Source organism: Saccharopolyspora sp., assembly GCF_017434145.1.
Lineage (GTDB): Bacteria > Actinomycetota > Actinomycetes > Mycobacteriales > Pseudonocardiaceae > Saccharopolyspora_C > Saccharopolyspora_C galaxeae.
The window spans coordinates 1-5,710 of record NZ_JAFRFW010000056.1; the positions used below are offsets into that span (position 1 = coordinate 1).

General features: G+C 70.1%; 5 protein-coding genes and 1 pseudogene. 5 read left to right on the forward strand and 1 reads right to left on the reverse strand.

Translation table 11 applies throughout. The features are described 5' to 3' along the window. Window positions 1–124: 124 nt before the first annotated feature. Complete coding sequence (gene iolC, locus IJH84_RS01485) at window positions 125–1,099, reverse strand: 5-dehydro-2-deoxygluconokinase (RefSeq protein WP_295139352.1); 975 nt, start codon at window positions 1,097–1,099, stop codon at window positions 125–127. A gap of 287 nt (window positions 1,100–1,386) precedes the next feature. On the opposite strand from iolC, the gene IJH84_RS01490 reads away from it, so the two are divergent. From IJH84_RS01490 to IJH84_RS01510, 5 genes and pseudogenes are all read left to right on the forward strand, one after another. Continuing rightward, entirely contained in the window at window positions 1,387–2,109 is a 723-nt protein-coding gene (locus IJH84_RS01490; protein WP_295139365.1) for a GntR family transcriptional regulator, read from the forward strand. A 259-nt stretch (window positions 2,110–2,368) separates the two neighbouring features. Beyond that, window positions 2,369–3,316, forward strand: a complete 948-nt coding sequence (locus IJH84_RS01495) for a sugar phosphate isomerase/epimerase (RefSeq protein ID WP_295139355.1) — start codon at window positions 2,369–2,371, stop codon at window positions 3,314–3,316. 222 nt (window positions 3,317–3,538) lie between these two features. After that, window positions 3,539–4,549 (forward strand): Gfo/Idh/MocA family oxidoreductase, encoded by a 1,011-nt coding sequence (locus IJH84_RS01500; RefSeq protein ID WP_295139359.1) that lies wholly within the window; start codon window positions 3,539–3,541, stop codon window positions 4,547–4,549. Window positions 4,550–4,608: 59 nt separating this feature from the next. After that, window positions 4,609–5,466, forward strand: coding sequence for a sugar phosphate isomerase/epimerase (locus tag IJH84_RS01505; protein ID WP_295139362.1), 858 nt, complete (start codon window positions 4,609–4,611; stop codon window positions 5,464–5,466). Window positions 5,467–5,473: 7 nt separating this feature from the next. Beyond that, window positions 5,474–5,710: pseudogene (locus IJH84_RS01510) on the forward strand (MFS transporter); the annotation flags it as partial.

Below are 5,710 nucleotides of genomic sequence, written 5' to 3' on the forward strand. Positions count from 1 at the left end.
GGCCGGTGTCGCCGAGCAGCGGGCGCCGGGCGCGGCGCTGCGCGGCTTCCCGGACCGCTTCCGGGCGGGTGGCTCGCACCCGCGTGAGTTCGCTGATCCGCATGGGGCGGTGCTCGCTTTCGACTCAGGCGCTCGGCGCCTGGGCTTTCGGGGAGTCGGGGGAGTCCGGTGGCAGCAGGGCGTCGACCTCGTGCTCGTGCGGCATCGCCGAGGAACAGGCCAGCCGGGAAGCGACGAGCGCGCCCGCGGCGTTGGCGAACCGCATCGTGGGCGCCAGGTCCCATTCGCCGAGCAACCCGTGGCACAGCGCGCCGCCGAAGGCGTCGCCGGCACCGAGCCCGTTGACGACGTCGACCGGAACCGGCGGCGCGACGGTTTCCTCGGCGCGGGTGCGCGCGAGCACGCCCTTCGGCCCCTGCTTGACCACGGCCAGTTCCACGCCCGCGGCCAGCAGCGCATCCGCGGCGGCGTCCGGATCGCGGGTGCCGACGGCGGTTTCGCACTCGTCGACGTTGCCGACGGCGACCGTCACGTGTTGCAGCGCTTCCCGGTACCAGCGCGTCGCTTCGGCGTGGTCGGGCCAGAACATCGGCCGCCAGTCCAGGTCGAACACGGTGGTGCCGCGCTTCGCCCTGTGCCGCAGCGCGTCCAAAGTGGACGACCGGCTGGGTTCTTCGGCCAGCCCGGTCCCGGTCATCCAGAAGATCCGCGCGGCCGCGACGGCGTCCAGATCCAGCTCCTCCGTGTGGATCTCCAGGTCCGGCGCTTTCGGGTAGCGGTAGAAGTACAGCGGGAACTCGTCCGGCGGGAACAGCTCGCAGAACGTCACCGGGGTCGGATACCGCTGCACGGCCGTGACCCACCGGTCGTCCACGCCGAACTCGCGCAGCTGCGCGTGCAGGTATTCGCCGAACGGGTCCGCGCCGGTGCGGCTGATCAGCGACGTGCTGCGGCCGAGCCGGGCCGCGGCGATCGCGACGTTGGCCGCGGTGCCGCCGAGGTACTTGCCGAACGAGGAGACCTCCGCCAGCGAGACGCCGGTCTGCAGCGGGTACACGTCCACGCCGAGGCGCCCCATCGTGATCAAGTCGAACTGCATCGGCTGCTGCCCTCCTGGCGCGGGGTGTCGCGGTGCGCGGCCGGAGGCCGCTGCGGTGCGCAGTCGTGTCTACTCGGCCCGCTCGCCGACTGTCAATATAATGTCCGGACATACTTACTTAAGCACGTCTTGTTACCGTGGCGTGCGTGACCTCGACGCAGCGCCCGACCGGCAAGGGACCCGCCGGCAAGGGCTCGGCAGGCAAAGGCCCCGCGGGCAAAGGCTCAGCCGGCAAGAGCCGGGCCCCCAAGGACGGCTCCGGCTGGAACCCGGCAGCCCGGATCACCGTGGAGCACGCCAGCCCGGTGCCGCTGTACTACCAGGTGGCCAGCCAGATCGAAGCCGCCATCGACTCCGGCGAGCTGCCGGTGGGCGCGCGGCTGGACAACGAGGTCGAGCTGGCCGCCACCCTCGGGCTGTCCCGGCCGACCGTGCGCCAGGCGATCGGCTCGCTGGTCGACAAGGGGCTGGTGGTGCGCAAGCGCGGCGCGGGCACCCAGGTGGTGTTCAACAAGGTCAAGCGCTCGCTGCAGCTGAGCAGCCTGTTCGACGACCTCACCGAGATCGACCGCAGCCCCGGAACGCGTGTGCTGGTCAACGCCGTCGAGCAGGTGCCCGGCGAACTCGCCGCCACGCTCGGCCTGAACCGCACCGACGAGGTGCTGCGGCTCGAACGAGTGCGCTTCGCGGGCGGTGAGCCGATCGCGCGGATGCACAACCACCTGCCCGCCGACCTGATCAGCCCGAGCACCGACGAGCTCGCCGAACGCGGGCTTTACCAGCTGTTGCGCGGCGCGGGCGTGCGGCTGCACGCCGCGGACCAGACGATCGGCGCGCGGGTCGCTACCGAAGACGACTCCGAGCTGCTGGACGAGCCGGTCGGCGCGGCCCTGCTGACGATGGAGCGCACCACCTACGACCAGGCCGGGCGAGTGGTGGAGTACGGCTCGCACGTCTACCGCGCATCGCGCTACTCGTTCGATCTGTCCTTGCGCGGCGACAACCTCTGACGCCCGAATTCGGACTCCGCGCCGCGTTCAGCGCTGCGGCGCCGCTGGAGGCTGTCCACCCGCCGCGGGCCGGCGGACCTTCGGCACGGCAATCCTCAGTACGTAAGTATGTCAGGACCAAGTATTGACACCGGCATTGCCGCGGTGAAAACTACCGGCTACCGAAAGCGCGGAGACCGGCGTCACAACACCGCACCGCGCGGCCGCTCGGACCGGACGACCCTCCCCGCCCCTCGGCGCACAGAAGGAGACGACTTCGATGAGCAACGGCAACGCGGCCGGACCATCGCGAGCAGAGTCCCTGCGAGCCGGCCCCCTGCGGGTCGGCTCGGCACCGGACTCCTGGGGCGTCTGGTTCCCGCAGGACGACCAGCAGCCACCGTGGCGGCGCTTCCTCGACGAAGTCTCCGGCGCCGGTTACGAGTGGATCGAACTCGGCCCGTACGGCTACCTGCCCACCGATCCGAACCAGCTGCGCGACGAACTCGCCCGCCGCGGGCTGACGCTCTCGGCCGGAACCTGCTTCGCCGCGATGCACCGCGGCGACGAGGTCTGGCAGGAGACCTGGGAGCACGTCCGGCAGGTCGCCGAGCTGACCACCGCGCTGGGCGCGGAGCACGTCGTGGTGATCCCGGAGATGTGGCGCGACCAGGGCACCGGCGAGCAGGTGCAGGACCGCGAACTCGGTGACGGGTCCTGGCGCGACCTCGGCAAGGGGATCGACCGCCTCGCCAAAGCGCTGCACGAGGAATACGGCGTGCGCCTGCAATTCCACCCGCACGCCGACAGCCACGTCGACACCCAGCCGCACGTCGAACGCTTCCTGGAGATGACCGATCCGCAGTTCGTGACGCTGTGCCTGGACACCGGGCACATCTCCGACTGCGGCGGGGACAACCTGGAGCTGATCGCGAAGTACCCGGATCGCATCGGCTACCTGCACCTCAAGCAGGTCGACCCGCGGGTGCTGGCCGGTGTGCAGCAGGAGGACCTGCCGTTCGGGCCCGCGGTGCGGCGCGGCGTGATGTGCGAACCGCCGAACGGGGTGCCGGAGCTGAAGCCGATCATCAACGCCACCCGGGACCTGGACGCGGACCTGTTCGCGATCGTCGAGCAGGACCTCTACCCGTGCTCCCCGGACGTTCCCGAGCCGATCGCCCGGCGCACCCGCGACTACCTGACCCGCTGCGGCGCCGGTCGGCGCTAGGAGTGTTTGAGGATGGTTTTCGTAGTGGGTCACCCAGCGGAACCTCAGACGCCTTCTGGCTGCGGGATCTCATCCTGACGTAGCGCCCTACGCGGCGTCTTCATAGGTCCGGGCCGCTGTCCTCGCCAGAAGGCGCCTGAGAACCCGCGGCGGTGCCGGTTGAGTCCTGCGCCGCAAGCGGCTTCGCCGCTTACAAAGCAGACCCGAGATCTCGGAGGAACCATGAGCGACCAAGACCTGCGGGTCGGCCTGATCGGCGCCGGCATGATGGGTTCCGATCACGCGCGGCGCATCCACGAGCGGGTCAGCGGCGCCCGGCTGGTCGCCGTCGGCGACCCGGATGCCGACCGGGCGCGCGCTGCCGTCGAGGGAATTCCCGGCGCTCGCGCCGAAACCGACCCCATCGGAGTGATCGGGGCGTCCGATGTGGACGCGGTGGTGATCGCATCGCCCGGGCCGGTGCACGAGCCGCTGCTGCTGGCGGCCGTCGAACGCGGAATCCCAGTGCTGTGCGAAAAACCGCTCACCCCGGACTCGAAGTCCTCGCTGCGGGTCGTGCAGGCCGAAGCCGACCGCGGGCGCAAGCTCGTGCAGGTCGGGTTCATGCGCCGCTTCGACCCGGAATTCCTTGACCTGAAAGCACTTCTGGACGACTCCGAACTGGGCGAGCCGCTGCTGCTGCACTGCGCGCACCGCAACGCCGCGCACCCGCCCGGGTTCACCACCAACATGCTGATCAACGACTCGGTGGTGCACGAGTTCGACACCACGCGGTGGCTGCTCGGCGACGAGCTCACCGCCGTGTCGGTGCGTCAGCAGGGCCTGGTCCGCAGCGATGACGCCGGAATCCCGCAGATCGTCACGATCGAAACCGCGCGCGGCGTGCTGGTCGACGTGGAGATCTTCGTGCATTGCCGGTTCGGTTACCAGGTTCGGTGCGAAGCGGTGTGCGAGCACGGCACCGCCACCGTCGGCGGCGACACCGGGATGCGCACGCACACCGCGGGCCGCTGGGGCGGGCAGGTCACCGCCGACTTCCGGCCGCGGTTCCGGGCCGCGTTCGACGCGGAGTTCCAGCGCTGGGCGCACGCCGCCCGGGAAGGCGGCATCGACGGCGCGTCGGCGTGGGACGGCTACGCCGCCGCGGCGGCTTGCGAAGCCGGAGTGCAAGCGCAGGAAACGGGGCAGCGAGCGGAAATCTCGCTCGCGGCACGCCCCGGCATCTACGACTAGTGCTGTCCTTTGTGGACCGAAGTGCGATGCGCACGACGAGACGGCGCTGAAGGAGAACCGTGAAGATCGCTCTGGATCCGACGATGTTCCGGCACACGCCGCTGCTGGAACTGCCGAAGCTGGTGGCCGGGCTCGGCTACGAGTGGATCGAGCTGTCGCCGCGCGAGGACGTGCTGCCGTTCTTCCGGCATCCGCGCATCGACGACGACATGCTGCGGAAGTTCCGCCGCGAACTCGACGCCGCGGGCGTGGGGATCGCCTCCGTGCTCCCGCTCTACCGCTGGTCCGGCCCGGACGAGGAGGAGCGGGAAGCCGCGGTGCGCTACTGGAAGCGCGCCATCGAGATCACCTCGCTGCTCGGGGTCGAAGTGATGGTCTCCGAGTTCAACGGCAGGCCGGAGCAGTCCAGCCGCAGCGAGGGCAAGTTCTTCAAGTCCATGGCGGAACTGCTGCCGATCTTCGAGCGGGAAGGCATCACCATCACGCTCGAACCGCACCCGGACGACTTCGTCGAGGACGGGCACGTGGCCGTGGACATGATCCGCGGGCTGAACTCGCCGAACGCCAGGTTCCTGTACTGCGCGCCGCACACCTTCCACATGGGCGGCGACGCGCCGGGGATCATGCGCCGCGCCGGTGAGCTGCTCACCCACGTGCACCTGGCGGACAGCTTCGATCACACCGCGTCGTCCGGGCTGCGCTACATCGTCAACCCGCCGGACTCGACCGCGCGGGTGCACCAGCACCTCGACATCGGCGAAGGCGACGTGGACTGGGACGAGTTGTTCGGCTCGCTCCGGGAGATCGGCTTCGACGGGACGATGACCGCCGCGGTGTTCGGCAACGAGCATCGCGCCAGGGACTCGTCGGAGCACATGCTCGAGAAGACGTCCGAATTCATCCGCAAGCACTGGTGAGGCGCCAATGGTGGCGAAGGCCCTCTCGAACGAGGAAGACCCCGGCGAAGCCGCGCAGCGGCGCGCCGCGGTGCGCAAGGCGAAGCGGTTCGTGCTGTCGGTCGCGGTGATCTCCGCGCTGGGCGGGGCGCTGTTCGGCTACGACACCGGAGTGATCTCCGGGGCGTTGCTGTTCATGACACCGCACTTCGGGCTCAGCCCGTTCATGGAAGGGCTGGTGACCAGCGCGCTGCTGCTCGGCGCC

Bases quoted from the DNA above. Each gene is read 5' to 3' on its own strand.
- iolC (WP_295139352.1), bottom strand. From the start codon at position 1,099: ATGCAGTTCGACTTGATCACGATGGGGCGCCTCGGCGTGGACGTGTAC.
- IJH84_RS01495 (WP_295139355.1), top strand. From the start codon at position 2,369: ATGAGCAACGGCAACGCGGCCGGACCATCGCGAGCAGAGTCCCTGCGA.
- IJH84_RS01500 (WP_295139359.1), top strand. From the start codon at position 3,539: ATGAGCGACCAAGACCTGCGGGTCGGCCTGATCGGCGCCGGCATGATG.